The sequence below is a fragment of the Rhodococcus sp. SJ-3 genome (assembly GCF_051918125.1).
In the GTDB taxonomy this organism is placed as follows: Bacteria; Actinomycetota; Actinomycetes; order Mycobacteriales; family Mycobacteriaceae; genus Rhodococcus.
In genome coordinates, this window is the sequence record NZ_CM123306.1 from 487,098 (window position 1) to 512,651 (window position 25,554).

Sequence of the window (25,554 nt, forward strand, 5' to 3'; positions counted from 1 at the left end):
CGGGTTCAGAGCGCAATGTTCACAGCTTTGGTCTGCGTGTAGAGGTCGATCGCGCTCGCGCCGAGTTCGCGTCCCCAGCCCGACTGCTTGAACCCGCCGAAGGGCATGGCGGTATCGAAGCCGTTGTACTGGTTGACCCACACCGATCCGGCTTTCAGCCGGCGGGCAGTGCGGTGGGCCTTCGACAGGTCACGTGTCCAGATCCCCGCGGCGAGACCGTAGATCGAGTCGTTGGCGGCAGCGTCGATACCACCTTCGGCATCGAAGGGCATCGCGGAGACGACCGGTCCGAAGATCTCTTCTCGCACCACACTGAACTCGGGCCGTACATCGACGAGGACGGTCGGTTCGACGAAGAAGCCCTTGTCACCCCAGCGTTGTCCGCCGGTCAGCGCACGTGCTCCGTCGGTCAGGCCTTCGCGCAGGAAGCCGGTGACGCGATCCAGCTGTTCTTGCGAGACCAGGGGTCCGAGCTGGGTGGCCGGATCCATGCCCGGACCGATCTTCACCTTGCTCGCGGCATCGGCCATCGCCTCGGTGAACTGATCGAAGATGGGCCGCTCGACGAACAGGCGCGTTCCTGCGACACAGCATTGACCGTGATTGAACAACCATGCATCGAGCGACCCTGCGACCGCCGCGTCGAAATCCGCGTCGGCGAACACGATGTTGGGGCTCTTGCCGCCGAGTTCGAGCGAAACCTTCTTCAGGTTGCCCTTCGCGGCATCGACGACCTTCTTCCCGACCTCTGTGGAGCCCGTGAACGCGATCTTGTCCACCCCGTCATGCGCGGAGAGCGCGGCGCCCGCATCTCCGAACCCCGTCACGACATTGACGACGCCGGGCGGGAAGCCGGCCTCCTCGAACACTTCGGCGAGGAGCAGTGCGGTCAGCGGTGTCTGCTCGGCCGGTTTGAGGATGACGGTGTTGCCTGCTGCGAGCGCAGGCGCAAGTTTGAACGCGGCCATGAGAAGCGGGAAGTTCCAGGGCACGATCAGTCCGCACACGCCGACCGGTTCGCGCAGGGTGTAGGCGTGGAATTCGCCGCCGGGCACGAACGGCATCGACACGTTGACGGTGCTGCCCTCGATCTTGGTGGCCCAGCCCGCGTAGTAACGGAAGATGTCGGCGGACCAGGCCGTATCGACCGCCGCAGCGATCGCAGCAGATTTGCCGTTGTCGAGTGCTTCGAGCTGACCGAATTCCTCGGCGCGCTCGGTCAGCAGATCGCCTACCCGCCAGATCATCCGCTCACGTTCGGCTGCCTTCATGCTCGGCCACGGACCGTGGTCGAATGCGGAGCGGGCCGCGCGGACGGCTCGGTCGATGTCTTCCGGGCCGCCGTGAGCGACGTCGACGAGCTTGTCGCCGTTGGCGGGGTCGCAGGTGGCGAACACGCGACCCGACGCAGCATCGACGAACTCGCCGCCGATGTAGAGGCGTCGGGTTGCGGAAAGGAACTCTCGGACGCGCGGGGCGACGGTGTATTCGGCCACGGCAGTCATACGAACCTCCAGAAGTAGTGTGACACGAGTCATACTTCCCCGGAGGGGTGTCTCCGAACTGTCCAAGGTTTGGACACTCGCCAGGGCCCGTCACGACGTCAGACGATGCCGAGTGCCTTGATCCGGCTGTACAGCGTGGTGCGGCTGATACCGAGTCGCGCCGCGGCATGAACCTTGTTCCCGCCGCTGTCGCGCAACGCGTCGATGATTGCTTCACGTTCGGCGCGTTCGAGGCCACCGAGTTTCGCCACTCGGCCGCTGCTGCGGTATTCCGGTGCGAGATCTTCGGCGCGGAGCGGCAGCGACGACTCACGTTCCGGAATTCCGGCGAGCACCGCGCGGAGTTCGGCGAGGTTGCCCGGCCACGAACGACCTGCCAGCGCCGCGACCGCCCCCGGACCGAGACGGATGTCGGGTCTGCCGAGCTCATCTGCAAGTGCCGCCGCGAGGTCGCCGATCTCCCGGATACGTTGGCGCAGTGCAGGAATTCGCACTTGCCTGGCGCATCGTGCGAGGAGTTCACGGACCGGCTCGCGCACCGTGTCGAGGGGGTCCGATGTGAACACGAATCTCGGTCCCGATTCCAGCACGGAGACGAGCAATCCCAGGACGGGGTCCGGAGCCGAGTGCACATGCTCGACCACCACCACGTCCTCGCTCGTTGCCCCGTCGACGGTCGCCAGCAGCGCTGCCGACCACTCCCGTTGCCCTTGTGCGACGATGCGCGCAGCGTCGACGAAAATTCCACTGTGGCCCGAGAATTCACGGGCCGCCCAGGTACGTCCGCTGCCGGGTTCGCCGACGACGACAACGCTGCCGGCGCCGGCGCGGGCACGCCCGAGCTCGCCTCGGAGACTGCTCGACGTGGTCTGGGCCACCGCAGTTCGACGCACCGGCTTCCGGTCTCCTGTGGCGTCGAGGAGGAACAGCGCGCTGCCGTCGATACCGGGAATGCGGTCGACCCTCAGGGTGGTGCGACCACCCGCGGTGAGTGCGAAGTCCATGGTTCGCGACTCACCGGAGGGTAGGTCCATCGCGATCGCGCGCAACGCTGCATGATCCGCCGGAACGAGCAGATCCACGGCGGCCTTGTTGGTGAGCATGATGTCCTCGCCCATCGCCGCAACGGCGAGCCCGCGCCGCTGCGCCGCGCGTTGGAATGCCTCGACCACTCGCTGGTCCGCTTCGCGGGCACTCTCGAGCAGGCGCGCTTCGATATCGCGTGCCGCGCGGGCCACAACTGGCGCGAACAGGGGATTCGCGGTCTTCCCGACCGCCGTGATGTCGAGAATGCCCTCGATCCTGCGGGTGACGGGGTGGACCAATGGATGGCCGTAGCAGCTGAATCCCTTGAGCGGCTCGAGAAAGTGTTCCTCCCCGTGCACGACGAGCCCTTGCCTCACCTCGAGCGGCGTTCCGAGCGCATTCGTGCCGAACGTCTCTTCACTCAACTCCGCGCCGGGAAGAACACCGAGATCGTCCATGGCACGTTGCATGGTTGCAGAGTCGAACACGCGGGTCACGATCCGGCAGTCACGATCGACCAGAATGATGCAGCACTCGGTCCCGGACAGTTGCACACCGAGTTCGTCGAGCACCGGCCGAGCCGCGCTGCGCAGCCGACCGGAGGTGTCGGATGGGCCCAGCAGTGTGGGCTCGGGAAGGTGCCCCGGATCAAGACCGCTCAGCTCGGAACGCTTCCAGGACAGCGCGATCTCGGGCCGCAACGGGTTCACCTGCGATCGGCCTCCTCGAGGAGCGCGACCGACACCTCACGCATCTCGACCTTGCGGATCTTGCCGGTGACCGTCATGGGGAACTCGTCGACGATGTGGACATAACGTGGGATCTTGTAGTGCGCGAGTTTGCCGGTGCAGAATTCGCGCAGCGCGTCGGCGTCGAACGCATCGGCGCCCTCGCGCAAGCGCACCCACACCATCAGTTCCTCGCCGTACTTCTCATCCGGAACACCCACGACCTGGGCATCGAGGATATCGGGGTGTGTGTAGAGGAATTCTTCGATCTCACGCGGATAGATGTTCTCGCCGCCGCGGATCACCATGTCCTTGATCCGGCCGGTGACGGACACGTAGCCGTCGGAATCCATCACTCCGATATCGCCCGTGTGCATCCAGCGCGCCGTGTCGATGGCTTCTGCAGTTTTCTCCGCCTGCTCCCAGTACCCCAGCATCACCGAGTATCCGCGCGTGCACAGCTCCCCCGGTTCACCGCGCGGCACGGTGAGCCCGGTCGCGGGGTCGACGATCTTGACCTCGATGTGCGGTCCGACCCTCCCGACGGTGGACACGCGCTGCTCGATGGTGTCGTCACTGCGGGTCTGCAGCGACACCGGCGACGTCTCGGTCATCCCGTAACAGATGGACACCTCGCTCATGCCCATTCGCTCCATGACCTGCTTCATCACTTCCGTCGGACACGGCGAGCCTGCCATGATGCCGGTGCGCAGGGAGGACAGATCGACGGTGTCGAAGGACGGGTCGGCGAGTTCGGCGATGAACATCGTCGGCACGCCGTACAACGACGTGCAGCGTTCTTCGGCGACGGCCGCGAGGGTGGCGGCCGGATCGAACGCCGGCGCGGGAATCACCATGGTCGCACCGTGACTCGTGCACGCGAGGTTGCCCATGACCATGCCGAAGCAATGGTAGAACGGCACGGGGATGCACACCTTGTCCTGCTCGGTGTAGTGGCACAGCTCCCCGACGAAGAATCCGTTGTTGAGAATGTTGTGGTGACTGAGGGTCGCCCCCTTGGGAAATCCGGTGGTTCCGGACGTGTACTGAATGTTGATCGCGTCGTCGGGGGACAGTTCCGTCCGGGCTGCATCGAGCGGTGACCGATCGGTTTTCAGCGCCGCCCGACCCCCGGCGACGAGCTCGTCCCACTCCGAACGGCCGATCAGTACGACCTGCTCGAGGTCTGGGCACTCACCTCGCACCTGATCGATCATCGCGGCGTAGTCGGAGGTCTTGAACTCCGGTGCGGAGATCAGCATCCGGATGCCCGCCTGCGCAAGCACGTACTGCAGTTCGTGCGAGCGATACGCGGGGTTGATGTTGACGAGCACCGCGCCGATCTTGGCGGTGGCATACTGCACGAACGTCCATTCGGCGCAGTTGGGAGCCCAGATTCCGACACGGTCGCCTTTGCCGATTCCCGCGCGCAGCAGTCCGAGGGCCAGGGTGTCGACCTCGGCGGCGAACTCGGAGTATGTCCAGCGCCGGCCGGTGGCTCGCTCTACGAGTGCGTCGCGGTCGCCGTGCCGGGCGACGGTGCGGTCGAGGTTGTCGCCGATGGTGTCGCCCAGCAATGGGACATCCCATGCCCCGGAGTCGTAGCTGGGCAGTGCGGGGGTGGCGATACCGGTCATGATGACTCTCCTGCGGTGGGCGCGGCCGGACAGACGGGTTCTTCCACCATCCTCGTCTTTTCACGGCCGCAGGTGTGCGGATTCTGGACAGCTGCTGACGACTGACAGCGCCTTCCCCGAGGACCTCGGGGAAGGCGCCCGCTCCTAGAGCGCTCGGTCGCGGGTCTCGACGAGGGCCGCGGTGCAGACGAAGCTCACGAGACCGATCACCATGAGCATGACGCCGATCGCGATACCGCCGTACGCAGCCGCGAGCGGGGCGGCGATCATCGGCGGGATGGCGCCGCCGAGCACACCGGCGAGGTTGTAGCCGAGTCCGGCGCCGGTGTAGCGGTACCGGGTGTGGAACATCTCGGGCAGCAGCGCACCGCACGGTCCGTAGGCGATACCGAAGATCGCGAGGGTGACCATCATGCCTACGACGAACGCGACCGGGGAGCCCGTGTCGAGCAGCGGGAACAGTGCCAGAGCCCAGACAACGGAGAATCCGCACGACACCATGATCACGCGCCTCCGGCCGAACCGGTCGGAGTAGAGCGCAGACAGCACGATCGCCGCACCGAAGACCACCGATGATGCGATTCCCACCATGAGAACGAACGGCCGGTCGAAGCCGAGAGTCGACGTCGCGTAACTCGTGAGGTAGGCGGTGCCCATGTAGAAGAAAGCGAACATGATCGCGAGAGCACCGGCCGAGAGGAGGATTTCCTTCGTCTGGTGGCGCAGGGCGTCCAGGAAGGGCAGGGAGCGCTTCTGCTCGGGCTCGGCGGCGCGGGCTTCTGTCTCGGCGCGGAACACCGGTGTCTCCTCGATAGCGAGGCGCATGTAGAGGCCGATCGCGACGAGAACGATGCTGAACAGGAACGGGATCCGCCACCCGTAGGTGAGGAACGCCTCGTTGGTGTCGCCCAACGCGAGACCGGTGAAAAGGAAGGTTCCGCTCGAGAGCGCGAACGCGATAGCCGGACCGAGCTGCGGGAACATCGCGTAGAGCCCGCGTTTGCCCGGCGGGGCATATTCGGCGGTCAGCAGTGTGGCACCGGCCCATTCACCACCGACCGCGAAGCCCTGTGCGAACCGCAGAAGCACGAGGATGATCGGAGCCGCGACACCGATGGTGTCGGCACCGGGCAGAAGGCCGATGAGCAGCGTCGCGATGCCCATGAGGAGAAGGGTCGAGACGAGCGTCTTCTTGCGGCCGATGCGGTCGCCGAAGTGACCGAAGAGCATGGCTCCGACAGGGCGGGCGACGAACGCCACCGCGAAGGTAGCGAACGACGCAACTGTGCCGGCGGTGGCACCGAGCGCGGGGAAGAACACGGTGGGGAACACGAGCGCTGCGGCAGTGCCGTAGATGAAGAAGTCGTAGAACTCGATCGTCGTGCCGATGCAGCTCGCAATCGCGACACGACGTATACCCGGCCCTCCCCCGTTACCGGTTGATGCGGTGGCAGTGGGACCGGGACGACCGGCCTCCACCGCCTGTTCCGCTGAGGGCTCGCCCGCCCCGGGTGTCGACACAGTGGTCACGTGGATCCTCCGTTGTCCGTCCTGACCGCGGTCGGCTACGTCGCCGCGGATTGGGAGGAAAACTAGTGATCCGCCTCACCCCCACACCACCCCCGAAAGGGGGTGGCTGTGAAAAGCGTCACATAGTGAGTCGAACGAACTATCTCCGGTCAGTTCCCGGATGCCCCTTCGAGCTCGGCGCGCATCTCCCGCCACACCGTCGCGTACGAGTCGATACTGCCCGCGGTCGCCCACGCCAGTGAGCCGCCCTTGATCTTCTCGAGCGCCTCCGCGAAGAGATCCTGGTATCGCGACAGACGAGGAACGAATGCCGACACGTCGTCGAACAGGTTCTGAGCCTTCCGATCGACGTCGAGCAACGCGTCGAGGAAGCCGTCGGAATCCGGGTCTTCGAGCAGCTTCGACAGCGTTTCGTCGAGCGGGCCGAACTGCTCGAACAGCTCCGCGATCGAATCTTCGTCGATGGACACACGCTCCGCATCGAGCTGGTCGGACAGCTCCGCGAAGCCTTTGTCGGTCAGCGAGACACCGCCGTCCGACGATGCAGCTTTACCTTGCTCGACGAGCGCTGCGAGCGCCGCCTGCCCCGACGAGACCGACACACCCAGATGCGCGGCCAGCACCTCCGCAGAAACCTGCTTCTTCAACCGCACCGTCTGCAGCAGTGCCAACTCGTCCACGTTGCCCGCGAAGGCCATATCTCACTCCTCGTCGCCCCGTCGGGGCTCTGACCAGGCGGGCCGAACCCGCCTCACGTATGAACCGGGACCGGTTCGGCCTCGATTCTCACCCACCGGGTCCGAGACCGGGGCTGCCACCCTGCGCCACGTCGCGCACACTGGTGTCCTCGAGATCGATGCCCGAGCGCCCCAAGCGCCGTGCTCCGCCGACCAGGTTCGCCACCACCCGCGCGGCTTGCGAGTGCCCGAGACCATCCGGAGGATGCACGTTCGACACACAATTGCGCTCGGAGTCGGAACGACCCGGCCGGGGGTGATGCGTCAGGTAGACACCGAGGCTGTCGGCGAACGACAGTCCCGGGCGCTCACCGATGAGAACCACCACGGTCTGCACACCGAGCGCGGCACCGATATGGTCACCGAGCGCGACCCTCGCCGACGTCGCGATCACCGGGGATGCAACCGACAGGTGGCGCGGCAGCGCGTCCACGATTGCCCGGGCCGTGGGTACGCCGTGCGCTTCGAGCGCATGAGCCGAAAGCCCGTCGGCAAGAACGAGTCCGACGTCGGCGCCTGCGGTAGGCAGGTGCGCCAGGTTGCCGGGGAGCCGTCCGAGATCGGGGCGACGCAGATACTCGTTGCGGTCCCGGACCCGGCTCGCCACGAGCACCGGTGAACCGAGATCCGCGTCCTCCACCTGCTGCGTCAACGCGGCGACATCGAGTTCACGGTGCACTGCGTCGCGCGCCTCTGCGTGCGAGGCGCGGAACTCCAGAACCCTGGGCGTGGAGAGGGCATCGCCGGCGCGGCCGAGCCCGATGCGTGCCCGCGTCGACGTGCGCAGCGCCGTCCAGAAGTCGCCCGCGCCACCGGGACCACCCGAGCTACTGGGGTCGCCCCAGCTACTGCGGGGACCGATCGCGCTCACGTCACATCTCCGGTGAGTGCACGCAACGGCGACGATGCGACATCGACCGGCAGGATGCGACCCGCGTCGTCGGCCATGCCGAGACCCTGCAACCACGATTCGAACTCCGGCGCGGCGCGGAGCCCGAGAACTCTCCGCGCGTACAACGCGTCGTGGAAAGACAGAGATTGGTATCCGAGCATGACATCGTCGGCGCCGGGCACCGTGATCACGAAGGACACCCCGGCGACACCGAGCAGGGTGAGCAACGTGTCCATGTCGTCCTGGTCGGCCTCGGCATGGTTGGTATAACACACGTCGACCCCCATGGGCAGGCCGAGCAGCTTGCCGCAGAAGTGGTCTTCGAGGCCGGCCCTGATGATCTGCTTGCCGTCGTAGAGGTACTCGGGACCGATGAAGCCCACGACAGAGTTGACGAGCAGTGGATCGAATTCGCGCGCCACCGCATACGCTCGCGTCTCGAGGGTTTGCTGGTCGACGGGCCTGCCGTCCGTCCCCAGGTGGGCCCCCGTCGACAACGCCGAGCCCTGCCCGGTTTCGAAGTACATCACGTTGTCACCGACGGTCCCGCGTTCTTGCGACCTGCCCGCGGCGTTCGCCTCGCTGAGCAGACTCAGATCTATTCCGAATCCGGTATTGGCGCCCTGGGTGCCCGCGATCGACTGGAACACCAGGTCCACGGGTGCGCCCGCCTCGATCAGAGCGACCGTGGTGGTGACATGCGAGAGCACGCACGACTGCATCGGGATGCCGAACCGTATGCGGATGTCATCGAGCAGGTGCAGCAGCTCCGACGTTGCGTGTCGCGAGTCGGTGGCGGGATTGATGCCGATGACGGCATCGCCGCATCCGAGGAGCAGACCGTCGAGGGTCGCCGCGGCGATACCTCGCGGATCATCGGTGGGATGGTTGGGCTGCAGACGGGTCGAGAGGCGTCCGGGCAACCCGATGGTCGTGCGGAAAGCAGAGGTGACCTCGATCACGCGGGCGACCGCGACGAGATCCTGATTCGACATGAGTTTGCTGACAGCCGCGACCATTTCGGGCGTCAGTCCCCGCGAGATGGAAGCAAGGACAGAAGCGGCACCGGGCCTGGAGGCAGAATCGAGCAGCCAGTCGCGCAGGGCACCGACGGACAGGTGCGCGACGGGGCGGTACGAGTCGGCGTCGTGCCGGTCGAGGATCAGCCGGGTGACCTCGTCGCTCTCGTACGGCACGACTGTCTCGGTGAGGAACGTGCCGAGGGAAACCTCGGCGAGGGCCCACTGCGCGGCGACGCGTTCGGCTTCCGTCCCGGCAGCGCACCCGGCGAGTTCGTCCCCGGATCTGCGCGGCGTTGCTTTCGCGAGGAGATCGACCAATCCGTGGAACTCGTAGGTGGTCCCCGCCAATCGCTGACGATAGGTCGTCATCAGCATCACCTCCGCGTTCGTCGACGGTTCGGACCCACATCGTCGCGCATTCCGTCTCGTCAGGCGCGGCGACGCGGTGTCCGTGTCGAACGACGTTATGCCGGTGGCGTCGCTCCCGGTACGGGACAGGCGTCGGCGGCCGTCGCGACCACGAGCGGCTCGGTAGCAGGCACCGGCCGAACGCCCGCGTCCCAGTGCTTGCCGAGCAGGAGTTGCTCGTCGTCGAACAACACGTGTTCCTCGGGGGTGAAAGCGCGCCCTCGACTGAGGAATCGGAGGCCTTCGGGGGTCTCCAAGCTGAATCCGGACCCACGTCCGGGCACCACGTCGACGACGAGTTGCGTGTGTTTCCACGCCTCGAACTGCGAACCCGAGATCCACACCGGAACCGCGTCTTCGCCGGACGGAAGATCGGGGGCGATCTCTCCCACTTCGAGCCGCAGATCGAGGACACCGAGCAGTACATCACGGTCGCCGACGATGAAATCGCCGTCGGGATAACACATCGGCGCAGATCCGTCGCAGCAGCCGCCGGATTGGTGCATCATGAGCGCCCCGGACCGATTCGACAATCGTCGAAGCAGATCGACGGCACTTCCCGTCGCGATCACGCGAAGCGGAGCGGGCATGTGAACCTCCCGTTGTCGGCGGATGGATATCTCGGGCGCATGGAACCGGCGCCCGCCCCGCCGGAGCGTGGCAGGCGCCGGGGTCGGGTCAGAAGAATCCCTGCGCCTTCGGGGCGTAGGACACGAGGAGGTTCTTCGTCTGCTGGTAGTGATCGAGCATCATGTGGTGGTTCTCGCGACCGATGCCCGACTGCTTGTATCCACCGAATGCGGCATGTGCGGGGTACTGGTGGTAGGTGTTGGTCCACACCCTGCCCGCCTGGATCTCGCGACCGGCACGGTAGGCGACGCCACCGTCGCGCGACCACACGCCTGCGCCGAGACCGTAGAGCGTGTCGTTCGCGATCTTGATCGCGTCGTCGAAGTCACCGAACGACGTGACCGACACGACCGGACCGAAGATCTCCTCCTGGAAGATCCGCATCGAGTTGTCGCCCTGGAAGATCGTGGGCTGCACGTAGTAGCCACCCGAGAGATCGCCGCCGAGGTCGGCCCGCTCACCACCGGTGATGACCTTGGCACCCTCACTCTTGCCGATCTCGATGTACGACAGGATCTTCTCCAGCTGGTCGTTGGACGCCTGCGCACCGATCATCGTGTCGGTGTCGAGCGGGTCGCCTTGCCTGACCGCCTTGGTGCGGACCGCCGCGAGCGACAGGAAGTCGTCGAAGATGTCCTGCTGGATGAGGGCACGCGAGGGGCACGTGCACACCTCGCCCTGGTTGAGGGCGAACATCGTGAAGCCTTCGAGGGCCTTGTCCTGGTAGTCGTCGTTCGCCGAGAGGACATCGGAGAAGAAGATGTTGGGGCTCTTGCCGCCGAGTTCGAGCGTGACGGGGATGAGGTTCTGCGACGCGTACTGCATGATCAGGCGTCCGGTCGTGGTTTCGCCGGTGAACGCGATCTTGCGGATGCGGGGACTCGACGCGAGCGGCTTCCCGGCCTCGACACCGAACCCGTTGACGATGTTCAGCACGCCCGGGGGCAGCAGATCGCCGATGATCGAAACCAGGTGAAGAATCGACGCGGGAGTCTGCTCGGCAGGCTTGAGGACGATCGCGTTGCCTGCGGCCAGAGCGGGCGCAAGCTTCCATACGGCCATGAGAATCGGGAAGTTCCACGGAATGATCTGACCGACGACGCCGAGTGGCTCGTGGAAGTGGTAGGCGACGGTGTCGGAGTTGATCTCCGAGATCGAACCTTCCTGCGCACGAATCGCACCCGCGAAATAGCGGAAGTGGTCGATCGCGAGCGGAATGTCCGCGTTGAGGGTCTCACGAATCGGCTTGCCGTTGTCCCACGACTCGGCGAGCGCGATGGATTCGAGGTTCTGCTCGATGCGGTCGGCGATCTTGTTGAGGATCACGGCGCGCTCGGCGGGCGAGGTCTTGCCCCACGCCGGTGCGGCGGCGTGGGCGGCATCCAGGGCGAGTTCGATGTCCTCCTCGGTGCCGCGGGCAACCTCGGTGAACACCTGGCCGGTCACCGGGGTGACGTTCTCGAAGTACTCTCCCTTCACCGGCGCGACCCACTGACCCCCGATCCAGTTGTCGTACCTGGACTGGAAGGACATCAGGGCGTCGGGTGAACCGGGGCGCGAGTACACGGTCATGGTGCATCTCCTACAGCGTCGTATGGCCGGGTGGTGTGATTCGAAACACTACGATCGCCGAGGTTGCAACTACGTTGCGAGCCGCAGATCCAATCGATCGATCTTTGCCTTGACCTGTGCGTACTGCGGAGAAGTCGGAGCGAGGGTGGTCAGATACGCCGACCACGCCGCCAGATCGTCACGTCCGTGTATCGAGGCTGTCCACCGGGCAAGCAGACCCGGGTCACCGCCCCGCAGCAATGCTGCCTGCACCCGGGTGCGCAGATCCTCGCGGATCTCCACGATGCCCGGCGCATCGGAACCCGGCAGCACCGGGCCACTGTAGAGACGGACGGCCGACTCGGCGTCACCGCGATCGAGCGCGCGGCGCACTTCCGTTACGTCCGTGTCCAGTTCCGTGAGCAACCGATACGGCCGAGACCCGAGATGCTCCGATCCGAGTACCTTCCGCAGACGGGACATTTCGGCTCGAATCGTGACGGAGTCCAGCTCGTTCTCGTCGAGCAATACTGCGAGCCGGTCCGAACTCAGCCCTTCGGGATGGTCTGTGAGGATCAGCAGGATCTCGGCGTGCCGCTGCGACAGGTGAATCCGGTCGTCGCTGTTGCGGAGAGTCGGCCTGCCCGAGCCGAATGTGTCGAGTCGCGGTGCCGAGGAGGCGAACAGGTGCGGCGAGGTCATCATGTGCAGCCGAAGCTCGGCTTCGGCTGCAGCCACGGTCGCGCGGACCAGCTGCAGGACTTCCGGGACCGCCACCCGCGAGCCGCCGGTGATGTCGATGGCCCCGAGAATCCTGCCGCTGGCCGGGTCGTGCACGGGCGCAGCCGAACAACTCCACTCGTGCACCGCGCGATTGAAATGCTCGGCCGCGAAGATCTGCACCGAATGATCCAGTGCCAAGGCAGTTCCCGGGGCGTTGGTGCCCACGCGATCCTCGCTCCAGTCCGCACCCTCGACGAAACTCATGGTCTGCGCGCGGTCGCGCGCGCTGTGATCACCCTCCACCCACAGCAGCCGGCCCTGTCCGTCGCTGATGGCGACGAGCAGACCGCTGTCGGCGGCATCCTCGACGAGGAGCTTGCGCACCACCGGGCGGATGAGTGCCATCGGATGGCCGGCACGGTACTGCTCTAGATCGTGTCCGGTGAGGAGCGCAGGCTGCGCGACCAGATCGGGGTCGATTCCCCGCTGCAGACTCCGGAGCCACGAGTCGTGCACGATCGATCGCACTCCGTCGGGCCGGCCCTCTCCGGCCGCACCGACAATCGTGCCGTGTGCGCGGAGCACCGCTCGCGCATGCGCAGCTGCATCCTCCCCCGGGGGCAGCGCCACCCACGGGTTCGTCGTCGCAGGGCTGGTCGTCGCGGTCTCACGAACGGTCATCCGGCAGCGTCCTCCATGCGGCCACTGTAGTCCGAATCACAGCAGAAGTGTGTGGCCGGATCCTCGGTTCGGTTCGGCTGTGACTCGGTGGGCCAACATCACCGCGGTCGCGTGCGGGCCGCGACTGGGCACTTCGGGGAACACCGAGGTGTCGACGACGCTCAGCCCGTCGATGCCGTGGACTCTGCATCTCTCGTCGACCACAGAGCGCTCGTCGTCTCCCATGCGGCACGTGCCGGACAGATGCAGCGACGTTCCCAGGTGCGATGCGAGCCACGCGTCGCTGGGTCCTCGCTCCCCTGCTTCGACAGCGACACTGCCAGGTGCAACGACATCCGTCATGTCTGTCAGAAGGTCGACGGCAGTGCAGACACCGTCGCGCAGCGTGGCGCGGTCGTCGGGGTGCGCGAGATAGCGGTAGTCGAGTACGGGCGGCGCAGACGGATCCTGCGGATCCAGCATCACGCTTCCGCGACTACGTGGCCGTGTGAGCACAACACCGAGCACCGGGTCGGCAATGCCGCTGCCGGGTATCGCCACACCGAACGGCACCGTGTATGCGCGGAATTCGAGCGTCTCGGTGTGCAGCACGGTTTCCAACAGCGGTGCCCGCATCGGGATGCCGTCCCGATATCGGTACGGTACGGCGATTTCGGGGTGATCGCTGAATCCTTCCCCCACTCCGGCAAGATCGTGGACGACGTCGATTCCCAGGCGCCGCAGTCGGGGCTCAGGTCCGATCCCCGACAGCATCAAGAGCTGCGGCGAGCACACTGCGCCCGCACACACGACGACGTGCCCGGCGTCGATCCTCCGGACACTCGCACCGTCCACGACCTCGACCCCGGTCGCGCGCCCCTTCGACAGTACGATCCGGACGACCTTCGCTCCCGTTCGCACCGAAAGGTTGGGCCGGTCCATCACGGGTGCGAGATAGGCGAGCGAGGGGCCGTGGCGTACGCCGTCGCGCACATTCATCGGCACGCACCCGACCCCCACCGGCCCCGGCGCATTGAGATCGGCGACCGGCCGGTGCCCGGCAGCCACTGCTGCGTCGTGGAATGCCGCGGAAGCCGGGTGGAGCCGGTCCTGCGGCGTGCGCACGACCGGGATGGGGCCATCGCTGCCGTGTATCCCGCCCGGGAAGTCGGCATCCGATTCGATCGCCCGAAAATGCGGGAGTACCTCGTCGTACGACCAGGATCGTGGCCATGACTCGAAATCGCCCGGGCGTGCACGGACGAAATACGCGCCGTTGACCGCGCCGGAACCTCCGAGGCCTCGGCCACGCACGACAGTCGCATCGACCCCCTTCGTGAGGCGCGCGGAATACGCTGCAGCCCAATGACTCTCGGGCCCGATCGGGAGTTCTGCAGCAGAACGCAGCTCCGGCGGAAGCGCGTGCCCCGCACCGTATCCCCGGCCGGCTTCGAGCAGCAACACCGAACGCTCGGGATCGTCGCTCAGCCTTGCGGCGACCACGCAGCCGCAGCTGCCACCGCCGATCACCACGACGTCGGCTCGCTGCGGGGCCATGTCAGCTCCGGATGTCGGGGATCAGCGCCGACGGGTCGCGGGCGTCGATCACACCCTTCCACAACCCTGCGCCATAGGCCAGGTCGTCCAGTCGCTTGTAGAGAACGTACCTGATCGGGTCGATCCCACCTTCTTCACGGTGCCCCATCCAGTCCCAGATACCCTCTGCCACAGCAAAAGCCAGGACAGCACGCCGCACCTTCGATGAAAAGAGCGACGCGACCACCGTCACCGGCCAATAGTGCCTGCATACCGCCGACGCGACCTGCCACAAACCACCTGCGAACCCCTGAGCAGTCAGGACCGCGGCGATCCGTGTCGGCTGATCGAGCTCGGCGAACATGCGGCGCAATCGCACGAGCGTCGCCACCTGGGTCAGCAGTGCACCGACCACTCCGATCCGGGTGAAGGTCGCCAGTGCGAGACACGCGAGCAGCGTCCAGATCGACATCACCATCGGCGGCACCGACCCGGGGTGCCTGGCAGCCAGCGGAGCCGCGCCTGTTCCGTAGAACGCCTTGCGAGTGATCCAATTCCGGAACTTGGTCCGATGGTCGTGCGCGACACGCGCGATGGGTTCGTATCGCAGTCGCCATCCGTCGGCCTGCAGCCGCCAGCACAGATCGACGTCTTCCGCGACCTGCATCGACTCGTCGAATCCACCGCACGCCTCCAGGGCGTCGCGGCGCACGAGCAGAGCCGCACTCGGGACGTAGGAGACGGGACCTCCCGCCACCACCGCGGCCTCGCGCCGGCCCAGATCCAGGGACGAGCGTGCGTGCTCGTACCGTGCGAGCGCGCCGTTGTCCGGGTCGAGTGCGACGATGCGCGGGGCCACCAACGCGACCGCCGGGTCGCTGAAATGCCCGAGTCCGGCTTCGAGCCATCCGAGCCGAGGTACGACATCGGAATCGAGGAACGCAACGAACTCCGTTGATGCGTCACGTAATCCGGTGTTCCGTGCGGCGGCAGGACCCCGCGACACATCGTGGCGGAGCACGCGAACCTTGCCACGCTCCGGCGTCTTGATCGGAGTATCGGACCCGTCGTCGACGACGATGACCTCGTGGCCGTGCAATGCCTGTAGCAATCGACGAAGGCCCGCTTCGTTGTCCTTGGTGGGAATCACCACCGTGACGTCGGACATCGACGGCAGTACGACGGGCCGGGGGTTTCCCACACCGGAGTCCAGCAGACGCCTCGCCACCACCGCCGTCTGCGAATCGACGACTTTCAGGAAATCTCCGTCGATCATCGACGCCGCTGCGGGCGCGAGCTTGAGCATCCGAGTGGGCGAACCGCCGATCAGGACACGACCAGCGGCGAACTTGCGTACCCGCGGGTCGAGACGCACCCCGAAGCCGTCGGGAAGCCTGGCCAGTCGAGTGTGCGCGACCCGAGATGATGTCGCCTGACTCACCGAAGTCTCCCCTCCGTCCCCGGTTGCCACCGGGCGACCTGCGCGGTCGCCCGCTCCACCAGATTCGCGAACAACTCGGCCCCGAGTTCGGCGGTGGATCCGGCCGGATCACCCAGCACTCCGTTCGCAGACACCGAAACGATACCGGCTTCGCGCAACCGCGGCATCAAAGTGCGGATCGATTCGGTCGCGCCCGCTACAGCACGATTCATGTCGACCGTTTCGGGAGCAAGATGCAGCATCAAGCTCGTTTCGGTGATGCCTGCGTGCGCGTCGGAACCGGGAACCGCGCACGGCAACCATGCGACGTCCCTGCCCTCGTAACGCAGCAGCGCGACAGCCTCGGCCAGCGGATACGCATTGCCGCCGTGCCCGTTGACGAACAGCACCCGCTGTGCCCACCGGCATGCCGAGCGGCCGTATTCGACGAGCATCGCTTTGGTGACGTCGGCGCCGATCGACACGGTGCCCGCGAACCCCTCGTGCTCGCCACTCGCGCCGTACGCAAGGGGCGGGGCGAGCGCAACGTCGGGCAAAGCCTCGGCCACGGCCACGGCGATGCGGGTGTCGGTATCGAGGGGCAGGTGGGGGCCGTGCTGTTCGAACGCGCCCACTGGTACCGCGACCGTCACCCCGTGGGGTTCGACGTCCGGCCAGTAGGCGGTGGAAAGCTCCCGTGTCACCGCTCCGATGCTAGGGGGTGACACCCCCCGCCATGTAACCCGGTCGAGCACCCGCGGCCTTGCCTGCCGTTCCGACCTGCAAGGGCGGGCCGGGCCGACGAAAACTCATACCAGGCGACGAGGGATCGAGCGATTCCAGTTCTCCGAGTGGATGCGCCTTGTGCCGTGAAGACGGTCGAATTCGTACGCATCGAGTTGGGCGGTGATCACGAAGTCCTCGGGGGTCGAGGTGAGAACCGTGCGTGTCCTGACCTCGGTCTGCCAGTCGCCCCGGCCCAGATACCGCACTGTCTCGGTCTCGCCGCGGGCCGAATCGACCTCGTTACCCTGGAAACTGAACCACTCGGTGGTGGCTCGCCGCAGTACGGTTCCGGTTTCATCGATGACGAACTCGCCCTGATCGTCCTTGATCTCCAGGGTTGTCACCGCAGTCTCGAGGTCCCGCGTCGTACGCCAGTGGTGCTCGCCCGTCTCGACTTGTGTCACGCTCAGCGGCTCGGCCGCCTCGGGTTCCCCGAACGGCCGAAGCGCCGCGTCCTCGGCGACACGACCGGGACGGGTGGGCAGTATGAGCCGACTGTCGCCGGTCACCAACGTGACCGTCGCCGCCTCCGGTGACGGCCATACGAGTGGGAAGTACGACGTCGAGATCGACAACCTCACACGGTGTCCCGCCGGGAACTCGTGAGCCATGCCGTTGAGTTTGACCCGCACCTCGTATCGGCGACCGGGCTCGACCGGTTGCGGGTCGGCGCTGCCGTCCCGATGTGTGAGGTTGAGCAGCCCGTAGGTCACTCGAGTGGCCTGTCCGTCAGGGGCGATGTCGCTCAACCGAGCCGCGACCATGGCAACAGGCTTGTCGGCCGACACCGTCAGGTCGAGCTTCGGCAGTCCCACAACGGTGAGCGATTCGGTGAGCGGATCCGTTTCGAACACCAGGGCACCGCCGTCCTCTTCGCGCTGGTCGGACGGCAGGTCGGGGGTCGCGGCATAGGATGCCCATTTGCCGCCTGCCATCCCGACACTCATCGGCGACCGCACGGTCAGCTCCCGGGTCGCGGACGACTCTCCCGCACCGAGTTCAGGGTCGAGGCCGAACCGGGTGATCGTGTACTCACGATCCTCCACCTGCGGCGATGGCCAGCACGGCTCGGCGATCCATGTTCCGGGTCGTTCCGGGTAGGACGGATGCGGCGGGACGCTGTCCTGACGCCACATGCGCAACATCGGTTCGTCCATGACCCCGTTGTCCACACCCTTGAGCCAGTGGTCCCACCACCGCACGACTTCCTGGAGGAATCCGATCGCGGGGCCGGGGACGCCCAGGTGCGGGTACTTGTGGCCCCACGGACCGATCAGTCCCTTACGTGGCACGTCGAGATTCTCCATCAAGCGAAAGATGGCGTTCGTGTAGCCGTCCGCCCAGCCACCGACGGCGAAGACCGGACACGCCACATCGGAATAGTTCTCGTTGATCGACGCGCGCTTCCAGTAGTCGTCGCGATGCTGATGCTCGAGCCATTTCTCGACCCAGAGGCCACTTCCCCGCAGTCGCTCCAGCCACATGTCGCGCCACCTGTCGCCGACGATCTCCGGGTCGGGCGCCATGCTGTTGAACGCGAACATCACGGTTGCCTCGGAGAGATTGTCGGACAACAGGCACCCTCCCATGTAGTGCATGTTGTCGACATACAGATCGTCGGTGGCGGACGCCGTGATGATCGCTTTGAGTGCCGGAGGCCGCTTCGCGGCGACATGCAGGCTGTTGAAACCGCCCCAGGAAATCCCCATCATGCCGACGTTGCCGTCGCACCACTGTTGTTTCGAGAGCCAGTCGATCACCACACAGGCGTCGTCCTGTTCCGCCGGGAGGTACTCGTCTTCGAGCACTCCGTCGGAGTTGCCACTGCCACGCAGATCCACCCGCACGCTGGCATACCCGTGGCCTGCGATGTAGGGGTGGTTCAGGTCGTCGCGTGCGCGAGTGGTGTCGCGATGACGGTATGGAATGTATTCCAGCACAGCAGGAACCGGATTCCGCTCGGCGTCCTCCGGCAGCCAGATCCGTGCAGAGAGCCGCGTTCCGTCGGGCATCGTGATGAACGTGTTCTCGATGACGCGCACGTCGTGGGGAAATGACGTCACGGTCTGCATACAGACCCTCCTATTCCGGAACGGGTTCGATATCGAAGGGCAACAGCTCGGTGGCAAGCTCGAAGAACTTCGCGAGTTCGTCGGTAGACCCGGCTCCGATGGACAAGGTCGCCAGCTTCGTGCGGTACCCGTCCTGGTTCGGCAGCTCGGAGAGCCGATCGCCCGGAGCGACCTTCAAGGAAACGACGGTGTCGGGGATTCGTTCGAGGAGCCGTGCGATGTCGTCTTCCCCTGGAATCTTCCGCACGATTCCGTCGGAGTAGTAGCCGATATGACATTGGGTCGCCACCGCGTAGTTGCCCTGGCGCGGAACGATACGTGGTTTCCGGCCCAACGCGATGTCGATCGCCACCTCGTGGTTGGACGTTCCGTCCACCTTGATGAAAAGGTCGCTGTGCGACTGAGAGATTCGTGTGTTCACCTCGATGATCGAAAGCGTGTCCGTCTTCTCGTCCCACATGAACTCGCTGTTGAAACATCCGTTGTCGAATCCGATGTGCCGCAGGTAGCGCTCGGTCAGGTCGATCATGCGGTCCTGCACCGCCTCGGGTACGGACGACCCGGGATAGTCGAGACGATCGAAACTGTGCCCCTCCGCGTCCTTGCGCATGTCGAACACACCGTGGATCTGGTATTCGCCGCGGAACATCGTCCCTTCCGGAGCAATCTGGACACCGGTGATGATCTGTTCGGCCAAGCAGGACTTACCTCCGCTGCCGCCCAGCTCATCGGGGAGGTCGACCATGGCCAGGACTTCGTCGAATGCGTCCCCCACCAAACCGATGTTCTCCCGGATCTCCTCGAGTGCCGCCTCGAACTGTTCCGCGTTGCGGATCTCGAACCCCATCTGTGACGAGTGGGACTTCACGGGCTTGACCCAGAACGGGAAGTCGAGCTCGAGGGTCTCGAGAGGGTTGTCATCGAACGGGTCGAACATCGAAAACGCCGGAACACACTCGGGGATGACCTCGCGTTGGGTCAGCCGGCTCCATGCCTTGTGCTCGCACTCGAGCACACTGCGCAGACTCGGCGCGGGCAGCCCGCGTTCGGCAGCGAGAATCGGGGCGAGAACGCTGGTCGGGAAGTCCCAATGGGCGATGATCGCGTCGACGCTACCGGGGAACTCGTCGAGTTGGCGCCGCGCTTCGTCGAGCAGGTCCGCGAACACGTAGGAGTCGGGGTCTACAAGAGTGTGATAGTCGAGCAATCCGTGAAACTTCAGTTCTTCCGCGTCGCTGACCGTGCCGAGCTCTTCACGCTGCTGGTCGGTCACGCCGAGGACGAATACGTTCTTTGCCATCATCGATGGGTGCCCGATCGGCGAGAGTGCAAACATCGGGCAGTCCGGCAATGAGTACGCTCCTGACGTGCAGATCGAACCTGACGTGCAGATCGAACACCGTCCGCTCGACGACCCGGACGCGCAGGAACTCATCGGCGAGGTCCAGCTCGAGTACGTCCGGCGCTACGGTGGGCCCGACCACACCGAACTGCTGCCGGACGAGTTCGCTCCCCCACAGGGTGTCTTCCTTGTCGCATACGCTGACGGAACGCCCGTGGGCATCGGCGGCTGGCGAGCGAAGGACGCCACCCATGCCGGCCTGCGCGACGGGGACGCCGAGCTGAAACGGATGTATGTGCGCAGCAACGCACGGCGGCGAGGTATTGCACGACGGATGCTCGGGGCGCTCGAACGCACCGCGGTCGACGCAGGTCGTCGACGAGCGGTTCTGGAAACCGGCACCGAGCAACCCGAGGCGCTCGCGATGTATGCCGCGGCCGGGTACGACCCGATGCCCGAACGTTTCGGGCTGTACGGCGACGCCGACTCGTCACTGTATTTCGCCAAGGAGTTACCGCCCGTCCGGTTGGCGACAGAGCTGGATCTCCGCGCCATGCAGGACATCGAACGTGCTGCCGGACAACCGTTCGCCGACATCGGCATGACGCTCGTCGCCGAGGACGAACCGCCGACCCTGGATGAGCTTCGAACCTATGTGGATGCAGGCCGGTGCTGGGCCTGGCTGGACGAGGCAAACCGACCTGTGGGATATCTGATCGCAGAGCTCATGGACGGCGCAGCCCACATCGAGCAGGTGTCGGTGCACCCGGATGCCGCACGTCACGGAGTGGGTCGTGCGCTCATCGATCACGTCGCGGGGTGGGCACGCGATCGCGGCTGTACCATTCTGTCCCTCACCACTTTCCGCGACGTACCCTGGAATGCGCCGTACTACGAGCGGATCGGCTTCGAGGTCGTGGAAGATTCCCAACTCACACCCGAGCTGGAGGCGATCCTCGCCGACGAACGGGCACGCGCCATCGGGCAGTGGCCACGCATCGCGATGGTGCGCGAGCTCGACTGATCGGCGCTACCGCCGCGCCACCGCCTGAATACCGCGGGTCTCCTCCGATGTCGGCGCACAGAGTAATCCCTCCCACGCATCGATGAGTGCGGGCACCTCGGTCGGCGCCAGTTCGGTTCCTGTGCGGATGTACTGCGCGAGTGTTCCGAGCACACTTGTGTACACCATGACAATCCGTTGTCTTCGTGCACCTTCCGGAAGTTCGTAGATAACGCCGCGCAGTACCAAGTCGATCTCGAATCCACTCGCGGTGCCACCGGGGTCTGCCGCAGTGAAGGTCTCGCCGATGACCTCCGCTTCGAGGAGCCTGTCGAGCAGAGCCACGTAGTACTCGCCACGGCGGACGCTGTCGGCCAAAGGTTCGACGAGACACCACAATGCATCCCGCGCAGTGAATGTCGCGCCGACCGCGACCCACTCTCGGATCAACTCGCCGCGATAGGCGCTGATCCGAGGCAGGCGATGATCCAGGATCGCAGTGAGCAAACCCTCCTTCGAGCCGAAGTAGTACCTGACGACCGACGCATTGTTCTGCCCCGCGGCCGCCCTGACGTCTCCCAAGGTCACCGCGTGATATCCCCGCACCGCGAACAGACGTTCGGCTGTCTCGACGAGCAGCAGTCGTGTTTCTTGTCCTGAGCTGTACCGGCCCCGTCGGCTCGTCACGACCATCCACCCCGAGTCTGAAGTCGTGCGGCGATTGCCGCGGTACGGACCTCCCGGATTCGTAGCTCTACCGGACTACCCGCCCGATGTAAACCCTTCGACGCACACCGATCGTATGCGTACCCAACTTAACTATTCGGAATTACTTTGGCCCTCGTTGAACCGCCCGCCATGCGTCGAGAGGCCCGATCGATGACCACGCTCGAACAACCCATTGTGACCGTTGTGCCCCTCACGGGGACCATCGGCGCCGAGATCCACGGACTACGTCTGGACTCGCTGACGGACGCCGACGTCCGCACGATCAGAGACGCGCTCACTCGGCACTGTGTGTTGTTCTTCCCGGGCCAGGGTGTCGATCCGGCCGTCCACCGGGACTTCTCTCAGCATTTCGGCGAAGTCGTGTATCCGCACCAGCATCTGGCCAACCTCGAAGCCGAGGGCTATCGCGAGATCAGCGTCATCGGCACCGACAACGGAAGTGCCTATCAGGCGAATCGCTGGCATTGCGATGTCTCGTGGCGGGCCGCGCCGTCGCGGTTCTCCATCCTGCACATGCAGGTGCTGCCTTCGGCAGGTGGTGACACGCTGTGGTCGAACCAATACGCCGCGCTCGAAGCGCTGTCTGCCCCGCTCCGCGAGGCTTTGTACGGTCTGACCGCAACACATCGGATCTCCCCCCGGCCGGATACAACCGAGGCAACGCACCCCCTGGTGATCCGTCATCCCGAGACCGGCCGCGAAGCGTTGTTCGTCAACGATCTGTTCACCTCTCACATCAACGAGTTGTCCGCAGACGAGAGCCGAGCACTTCTCCGACTCCTCGTATCGGTCTCGATCCGCCCGGAATTCACGGTCCGGCGCCGTTGGCAGGTCGGCGACATCGCGATCTGGGACAACCATTTCGTCCAGCACAACGCGATCTACGACTACGGCGACGAACCGCGCCGCATCCATCGCATCGAGGTGGCACCCGAGACACCCGTCCCCGCCCGCTGACCCCGTTGTCCACTCACTTCACATCACACGAGGAGATACACATGACCACCGTCGAAACCCGCCCCAGCACCGCCACCGACATCTATGCGGCCGGCGGAATCACCGTCACCAAGCTCGGCGAGAACATCGGCGCACTCATCGAAGGCGTTCATGTCTCCGGCGACATCTCGCCCGACACCGCCTACGCAATCCGCTACGCGCTCGCCGCCAACAAGGTGGTCGTCTTCCGCGGCCAGCATCACCTCACCGACGACATCCAGTACCAGTTCGCCGGAACGCTCGGGACGCCGACCACCACTCACCCGACGCTGACCTCGGAGGACAACCGGACCCTGATCCTCGAAGGCGCCGCCAACAGCTGGCACACCGATGTCACCTTCATCGATCGGATTCCGAAGGCCTCGATCCTCCGTGCGGTCGAGATCCCGCCCTACGGTGGTGCCACCACCTGGGCGTCGACGACCGCCGCGTACGCGCAGCTTCCCGCTCCGTTGAAGGCACTCGTGGACAACCTGTGGGCAGTCCACAGCAACGAATACGACTACGCCGGGGTCCACGCCGACAAGCAAGGCATCGCCGCGCGGACGAACGAGACGATGAAGGACTTCACCCGCACGGTTTTCGAGACGGAACACCCCGTGGTTCGCGTCCACCCCGAGACCGGTGAGAAGTCGCTCGTGCTTGGCCATTTCGTCAAGAAGTTCGTCGGGCTGAAGAGCTCCGAGTCGACGGCCCTCTACCAGCTCCTTCAGGAACGGATCATCAAGCTCGAGAACACCCTGCGGTGGGCCTGGACGCCGGGCGACCTCGTCATCTGGGACAACCGCGCCACTCAGCATTACGGCATCGCGGACTACGGCGACCACAAGCGCAGCGTCCACCGGGTGACCGTGGCCGGCGATGTCCCCGTCTCTGTCGACGGTGAAGCCAGCCGCATCATCACCGGTGACGCATCGCACTTCTCCGTCGTCGACACCCCCGACCGTTTCCCCGGTTTCGAATCCTGATCCACCTCGCCCCTGTCGGATCCGGTCACTCCCTCATGAGTGACCGGATCCGCTCCCGAAAGGAACCTTCCGTGTTCAGCCGCCCCGCACACCTTCGGCGCCACTCCATGCTCGGAGCGATCACCCTGTCCCTCGCCGGTGTCCTCGCCGTTGCGGGATGTACCTCGGCGGTCGACCAGGCTGCGGCAGAGGCCGGCAGCGCAGAGGTCACCGAAGGTGGTGTGCTCCGGATCGGAGACGGCGGCGACCTTGTGCCAGCCTCGTTCTATTCCGGTGCCCTGGCGGGAGCCACCATCACCGGACTGGTCTACGACACCCTCGTCAGCTACCCACCGGACGGTTTGGAAGCGGAACCCGTACTGGCCGAATCCTGGGAGGTCTCTCCCGACGGCAAGTTGGTGACCCTCACGTTGCGACCCGACGTGACCTTCCACAACGGTAAGCCGTTCACCTCCGAGGACGTCGAGTTCAGCTTGCGCACCTACGCGGACCCCATGCGGGCCGGTCAGCTCGCGAGCACCGCTGCGCTGATCACGGAGTACGACACCTCGAACCCGCACGCCATCACCCTGACGCTCTCACAGCCTGCCAGCAATATCCTCGACCTGCTCGACATCGTGCCGATCATCGACGAAGGCACCATCGCCGACTTCGACGCCGGTTCGGGCTACAACGGCACCGGAGCGTTCCGCTTCGTGGAGTGGAAGCCGAGTTCATCGATCACGTTCGAGGCCAACGAGAGTTACTGGGACGGAGCTCCTCACCTCGACGGTGTCGAGTACATTGTCATTCCCGATGCCCAGACGCGAGTCTCCCAACTGCGCTCCGGTCAGCTCGACCTGCTACTCGCCCTGGCTCCTCGCGATGCTGAACAGCTCGAGGGCGACAATCGCTACCAGCTGGTCGATCAGGTAGGGGTGGAACGCAACTGGTACATCGGTGCGAATGTCCAGGCACCCGGGATCAGCGACGTCCGGGTCCGTCAGGCCATCGCCTACGCGGTGGACAACGATCGCATCCTCGCTGACGTCTACCAGGGCTACGGAACCGCCGGCAGTCTGCCCTGGCCGGAATACTCCCCGGCCTACGACGCGGACCTCAACGTCACCTACGCCCAGGACGTCGACAAGGCCAAGGCGCTGGTTGCGGAAGTCGGCGCCATCCCGGTCATCCCGATCACCTACACAACGGGCTCGAGTGAGTCCGAGGCCGTTGCGCAGATCATCCAGGCGGACCTCGCCGCAGCCGGGATCGAGACCAGGCTCGAGCCGGTGGACCAGGCAACCAATCTCAAACACCTGATCGGCGGAACCTACGGCGGGCTCTGGATCACGGCCCACACCTACACGCAGTACACACCGGCGACGCTTCCGACCAGTGCCTACCCGTTCAACTCGAAGAAGAACACGTCGAATTTCATCGATCCGGACTATCAGGCCGCAGTCGCGAACGCGTGGCAGATCGTCGATCCGACCAGCGCCGAGGCCCAAGCCGCATACAAGGTCCTCAACACCGAGTTGCTCGACAACGCGTTCCTCATCGAGTTGTTCGCCTCCGAGAATTGGCTTGCCATGTCAGGAAACGTCCACAACATCGACTGGTCGAAGAAGGCCGAGCTCGACCTCAGCGACACCTACCTGAGTGAGTGACCGA

The 25,554-nt window shown here is 65.3% G+C and carries 20 protein-coding genes; 4 read left to right on the forward strand and 16 right to left on the reverse strand.

The genetic code is table 11. The features are described from left to right. Positions 1-5 precede the first annotated feature (5 nt). From ACTDXD_RS02035 to ACTDXD_RS02105, 15 genes are all read right to left on the reverse strand, one after another. Positions 6-1,505, reverse strand: a complete 1,500-nt coding sequence (locus ACTDXD_RS02035; RefSeq protein ID WP_440125556.1) for an aldehyde dehydrogenase family protein — start codon at positions 1,503-1,505, stop codon at positions 6-8. Positions 1,506-1,603: 98 nt separating this feature from the next. Continuing rightward, complete coding sequence (locus ACTDXD_RS02040; RefSeq protein WP_440125558.1) at positions 1,604-3,241, reverse strand: sigma-54-dependent Fis family transcriptional regulator; 1,638 nt, start codon at positions 3,239-3,241, stop codon at positions 1,604-1,606. Then, complete coding sequence (locus ACTDXD_RS02045; RefSeq protein WP_440125560.1) at positions 3,238-4,896, reverse strand: AMP-binding protein; 1,659 nt, start codon at positions 4,894-4,896, stop codon at positions 3,238-3,240. Before ACTDXD_RS02045 ends, ACTDXD_RS02040 begins: the two co-directional genes overlap by 4 nt. 144 nt (positions 4,897-5,040) lie before the next feature. Beyond that, positions 5,041-6,375: an MFS transporter gene (locus ACTDXD_RS02050; protein ID WP_440127498.1), complete on the reverse strand. Its 1,335-nt coding sequence runs from the start codon at positions 6,373-6,375 to the stop codon at positions 5,041-5,043. A 200-nt stretch (positions 6,376-6,575) separates the two neighbouring features. Beyond that, on the reverse strand, positions 6,576-7,124 hold the full coding sequence (locus ACTDXD_RS02055) for a hypothetical protein (protein WP_440125562.1): 549 nt from the start codon (positions 7,122-7,124) through the stop codon (positions 6,576-6,578). 88 nt (positions 7,125-7,212) lie between these two features. Beyond that, positions 7,213-8,025 carry an ethanolamine ammonia-lyase subunit EutC gene (eutC, locus tag ACTDXD_RS02060; protein ID WP_440127499.1) on the reverse strand — a complete coding sequence of 271 codons (813 nt, stop codon included), beginning with the start codon at positions 8,023-8,025 and terminating at the stop codon, positions 7,213-7,215. 5 nt (positions 8,026-8,030) lie between these two features. Beyond that, positions 8,031-9,446 carry an ethanolamine ammonia-lyase subunit EutB gene (locus ACTDXD_RS02065; protein ID WP_440125563.1) on the reverse strand — a complete coding sequence of 472 codons (1,416 nt, stop codon included), beginning with the start codon at positions 9,444-9,446 and terminating at the stop codon, positions 8,031-8,033. A 95-nt stretch (positions 9,447-9,541) separates the two neighbouring features. Next, positions 9,542-10,075 carry a DUF779 domain-containing protein gene (locus ACTDXD_RS02070; protein WP_440125564.1) on the reverse strand — a complete coding sequence of 178 codons (534 nt, stop codon included), beginning with the start codon at positions 10,073-10,075 and terminating at the stop codon, positions 9,542-9,544. A gap of 88 nt (positions 10,076-10,163) precedes the next feature. Beyond that, positions 10,164-11,687 carry an aldehyde dehydrogenase gene (gene adh / locus ACTDXD_RS02075; RefSeq protein WP_440125565.1) on the reverse strand — a complete coding sequence of 508 codons (1,524 nt, stop codon included), beginning with the start codon at positions 11,685-11,687 and terminating at the stop codon, positions 10,164-10,166. A 69-nt stretch (positions 11,688-11,756) separates the two neighbouring features. After that, a complete protein-coding gene (locus tag ACTDXD_RS02080) occupies positions 11,757-13,070 on the reverse strand; it encodes a GAF domain-containing protein (RefSeq protein ID WP_440125566.1) in 1,314 nt (437 codons plus the stop codon). 36 nt (positions 13,071-13,106) lie between these two features. Then, positions 13,107-14,606 carry a mycofactocin dehydrogenase MftG gene (mftG, locus tag ACTDXD_RS02085; protein ID WP_440125567.1) on the reverse strand — a complete coding sequence of 500 codons (1,500 nt, stop codon included), beginning with the start codon at positions 14,604-14,606 and terminating at the stop codon, positions 13,107-13,109. A 1-nt stretch (position 14,607) separates the two neighbouring features. Beyond that, entirely contained in the window at positions 14,608-16,026 is a 1,419-nt protein-coding gene (gene mftF / locus ACTDXD_RS02090) for a mycofactocin biosynthesis glycosyltransferase MftF (protein WP_440125568.1), read from the reverse strand. Beyond that, positions 16,023-16,709 (reverse strand): mycofactocin biosynthesis peptidyl-dipeptidase MftE, encoded by a 687-nt coding sequence (gene mftE / locus ACTDXD_RS02095; RefSeq protein ID WP_440125569.1) that lies wholly within the window; start codon positions 16,707-16,709, stop codon positions 16,023-16,025. The genes mftF and mftE overlap by 4 nt, the downstream gene beginning before the upstream one ends. Positions 16,710-16,814: 105 nt before the next feature. Beyond that, positions 16,815-18,863, reverse strand: a complete 2,049-nt coding sequence (locus ACTDXD_RS02100; RefSeq protein WP_440125570.1) for a CocE/NonD family hydrolase — start codon at positions 18,861-18,863, stop codon at positions 16,815-16,817. Between the two features lie 10 nt (positions 18,864-18,873). Further along, positions 18,874-20,199, reverse strand: a complete 1,326-nt coding sequence (locus tag ACTDXD_RS02105; protein ID WP_440125571.1) for an ATP-grasp domain-containing protein — start codon at positions 20,197-20,199, stop codon at positions 18,874-18,876. A 31-nt stretch (positions 20,200-20,230) separates the two neighbouring features. Between ACTDXD_RS02105 and ACTDXD_RS02110 the strand changes: the two genes are divergently transcribed. Beyond that, positions 20,231-21,229, forward strand: coding sequence for a GNAT family N-acetyltransferase (locus tag ACTDXD_RS02110; RefSeq protein WP_440125572.1), 999 nt, complete (start codon positions 20,231-20,233; stop codon positions 21,227-21,229). Between the two features lie 6 nt (positions 21,230-21,235). On the opposite strand, the gene ACTDXD_RS02115 is transcribed toward ACTDXD_RS02110, so the two are convergent. Further along, positions 21,236-21,895 (reverse strand): TetR/AcrR family transcriptional regulator, encoded by a 660-nt coding sequence (locus ACTDXD_RS02115; RefSeq protein ID WP_440125573.1) that lies wholly within the window; start codon positions 21,893-21,895, stop codon positions 21,236-21,238. A 192-nt stretch (positions 21,896-22,087) separates the two neighbouring features. Between ACTDXD_RS02115 and ACTDXD_RS02120 the strand changes: the two genes are divergently transcribed. From ACTDXD_RS02120 to ACTDXD_RS02130, 3 genes are all read left to right on the forward strand, one after another. Then, positions 22,088-22,894 (forward strand): TauD/TfdA dioxygenase family protein, encoded by an 807-nt coding sequence (locus ACTDXD_RS02120; protein WP_440125574.1) that lies wholly within the window; start codon positions 22,088-22,090, stop codon positions 22,892-22,894. Positions 22,895-22,935: 41 nt separating this feature from the next. Beyond that, positions 22,936-23,901 (forward strand): TauD/TfdA dioxygenase family protein, encoded by a 966-nt coding sequence (locus ACTDXD_RS02125; protein WP_440125575.1) that lies wholly within the window; start codon positions 22,936-22,938, stop codon positions 23,899-23,901. Between the two features lie 71 nt (positions 23,902-23,972). Then, on the forward strand, positions 23,973-25,550 hold the full coding sequence (locus ACTDXD_RS02130) for an ABC transporter substrate-binding protein (protein WP_440125576.1): 1,578 nt from the start codon (positions 23,973-23,975) through the stop codon (positions 25,548-25,550). Positions 25,551-25,554 lie beyond the last annotated feature (4 nt).

Coding starts and splice junctions, on each gene's coding strand:
- ACTDXD_RS02035 (WP_440125556.1), bottom strand. CDS start 1,505: ATGACTGCCGTGGCCGAATACACCGTCGCCCCGCGCGTCCGAGAGTTC.
- ACTDXD_RS02045 (WP_440125560.1), bottom strand. CDS start 4,896: ATGACCGGTATCGCCACCCCCGCACTGCCCAGCTACGACTCCGGGGCA.
- ACTDXD_RS02055 (WP_440125562.1), bottom strand. CDS start 7,124: ATGGCCTTCGCGGGCAACGTGGACGAGTTGGCACTGCTGCAGACGGTG.
- ACTDXD_RS02065 (WP_440125563.1), bottom strand. CDS start 9,446: ATGACGACCTATCGTCAGCGATTGGCGGGGACCACCTACGAGTTCCAC.
- ACTDXD_RS02070 (WP_440125564.1), bottom strand. CDS start 10,075: ATGCCCGCTCCGCTTCGCGTGATCGCGACGGGAAGTGCCGTCGATCTG.
- adh (WP_440125565.1), bottom strand. CDS start 11,687: ATGACCGTGTACTCGCGCCCCGGTTCACCCGACGCCCTGATGTCCTTC.
- ACTDXD_RS02080 (WP_440125566.1), bottom strand. CDS start 13,070: ATGACCGTTCGTGAGACCGCGACGACCAGCCCTGCGACGACGAACCCG.
- mftG (WP_440125567.1), bottom strand. CDS start 14,606: ATGGCCCCGCAGCGAGCCGACGTCGTGGTGATCGGCGGTGGCAGCTGC.
- ACTDXD_RS02100 (WP_440125570.1), bottom strand. CDS start 18,863: ATGCAGACCGTGACGTCATTTCCCCACGACGTGCGCGTCATCGAGAAC.
- ACTDXD_RS02105 (WP_440125571.1), bottom strand. CDS start 20,199: ATGTTTGCACTCTCGCCGATCGGGCACCCATCGATGATGGCAAAGAAC.
- ACTDXD_RS02120 (WP_440125574.1), top strand. CDS start 22,088: ATGACCACGCTCGAACAACCCATTGTGACCGTTGTGCCCCTCACGGGG.
- ACTDXD_RS02125 (WP_440125575.1), top strand. CDS start 22,936: ATGACCACCGTCGAAACCCGCCCCAGCACCGCCACCGACATCTATGCG.